This is a genomic window from Mesorhizobium sp. M2C.T.Ca.TU.002.02.1.1, from assembly GCF_003997225.1.
In genome coordinates this window covers 1-2051 of the sequence record NZ_RZTO01000982.1, presented here as the reverse complement: position 1 = coordinate 2051, position 2051 = coordinate 1, and the positions used below count along the sequence as shown (strand labels likewise).

The 2051-nt window shown below is 62.5% G+C and carries 1 protein-coding gene and 1 pseudogene; both read left to right on the top strand.

Features of this window, described 5'->3' with window-relative positions; all coding sequences use genetic code 11:
• The coding region (gene rplL / locus EOD07_RS32325) for a 50S ribosomal protein L7/L12 (protein ID WP_127238139.1) at positions 1–360 on the top strand (360 nt) is incomplete at its 5' end.
• Between the two features lie 269 nt (positions 361–629).
• Positions 630–2051: pseudogene (locus EOD07_RS32320) on the top strand (DNA-directed RNA polymerase subunit beta); the annotation flags it as partial.

The following is a 2051-nucleotide window of genomic DNA, read 5'->3' as shown; positions in this document are numbered from 1 at the left end:
GTAGACGACCTTTCGAAGCTGACCGTCCTCGAGGCGGCTGAGCTGTCGAAGCTCCTGGAAGAGAAGTGGGGCGTTTCGGCCGCTGCTCCGGTGGCTGTTGCCGCCGCTGCCGGTGGCGCTGCCGCTGCCGCTGCTCCGGCTGAAGAGAAGACGGAATTCGACGTCGTTCTCGCCGACGCCGGCGCCCAGAAGATCAACGTCATCAAGGAAGTCCGCGCCATCACCGGCCTTGGCCTCAAGGAAGCCAAGGACCTGGTCGAAGCGGCTCCGAAGCCGGTCAAGGAAGGCGTTTCCAAGGCCGACGCCGACAAGTTCAAGGCTCAGCTGGAAGCAGCTGGCGCCAAGGTCGAGCTGAAGTAAGCCTGTCAGGCAGGGGCGGGCGGTCTCGCGCCGTCCGCCCCCTCCCTTGGATCGAGGGAGGGCTTTGTTGCGCGAGGCGTTTGAAAACCTCTTTCCTGAGGGCCGAAAAGCGGCCTTCCGGAAACGGGTTTTCTCCCGTTTTAGCCGGTAGCCGCCAAGCGATTGGAAAGGCGGCCGGAAAAACAGATAGGGGCAGCCGCCGAGGCCGCCCGTTGGTGCAAGGCGAGCCGCGGCGAGGTTCGTCCCGAGTTTAGAGCTAAGGAGCGACGATGGCCCAGACCCAGACTTTCAATGGCCGCAGACGCGTACGCAAGTTCTTCGGAAAGATCCCGGAAGTTGCGGAGATGCCGAACCTCATCGAGGTTCAGAAGGCATCCTATGACCAGTTCCTGATGGTGGACGAGCCCAAGGGCGGCCGTCCGGACGAAGGGCTGCAGGCCGTTTTCAAGTCGGTCTTCCCGATCTCCGACTTTTCCGGCTCCTCCATGCTGGAGTTCGTGAAGTATGAGTTCGAGGCACCGAAATTCGACGTTGACGAGTGCCGTCAGCGCGACCTGACCTATGCCGCGCCGCTCAAGGTGACGCTGCGCCTCATCGTGTTCGATATCGACGAGGATACCGGCGCGAAGTCGATCAAGGACATCAAGGAGCAGGACGTCTATATGGGCGACATGCCGCTCATGACGTCGAACGGCACCTTCATCGTGAACGGCACCGAGCGCGTCATCGTCTCGCAGATGCACCGCTCGCCGGGCGTCTTCTTCGACCATGACAAGGGCAAGTCGCACTCGTCGGGCAAGCTTCTGTTTGCCGCGCGCGTCATCCCCTATCGCGGTTCGTGGCTCGACATCGAGTTCGATTCCAAGGACGTCGTGCACGCCCGCATCGACCGCCGCCGCAAGATCCCGGTGACGTCGCTTCTGATGGCGCTCGGCATGGACGGCGAAGAGATCCTGTCGACCTTCTACAACAAGATCACCTACAAGCGCTCGGGCGACCACTGGCGTATTCCGTTCAACGTCGAGCGGTTCCGCGGCCTCAAGGCCGTCGGCGACCTTGTCGACGCCGACACCGGTGAGGTTGTTGTCGAGGCCGGCAAGAAGATCACCGCGCGCCAGGCCCGCCAGCTCGGCGAAAAGGGTCTCAAGGCCATTAAGGCGACCGACGAGGATCTGCTCGGCAACTACCTTGCCGAGGACATCGTCAACTACGCCACCGGTGAAATCTTCCTCGAGGCCGGTGACGAGATCGACGACAAGACGCTGAAAGTGCTGCTCGGCACCGGCGAGGAAGAGATCCAGATCCTGGATATCGACCACGTCAATGTCGGCGCCTACATCCGCAACACCTTGGCCGTCGACAAGAACGAGAGCCGCCAGGACGCGCTGTTCGACATCTACCGCGTCATGCGCCCGGGCGAGCCGCCGACGCTCGAGACCGCCGAAGCCATGTTCAACTCGCTGTTCTTCGACAGCGAGCGCTATGACCTGTCGGCCGTCGGCCGCGTCAAGATGAACATGCGCCTCGAGCTCAAGGCCGAGGACACCGTGCGCGTGCTGCGCAAGGAAGACATCCTGGCTGTGGTCAAGACGCTGGTCGAACTGCGCGACGGCAAGGGCGAGATCGACGACATCGACAATCTCGGCAACCGCCGCGTGCGTTCGGTCGGCGAGCTCATGGAGAACCAGTAC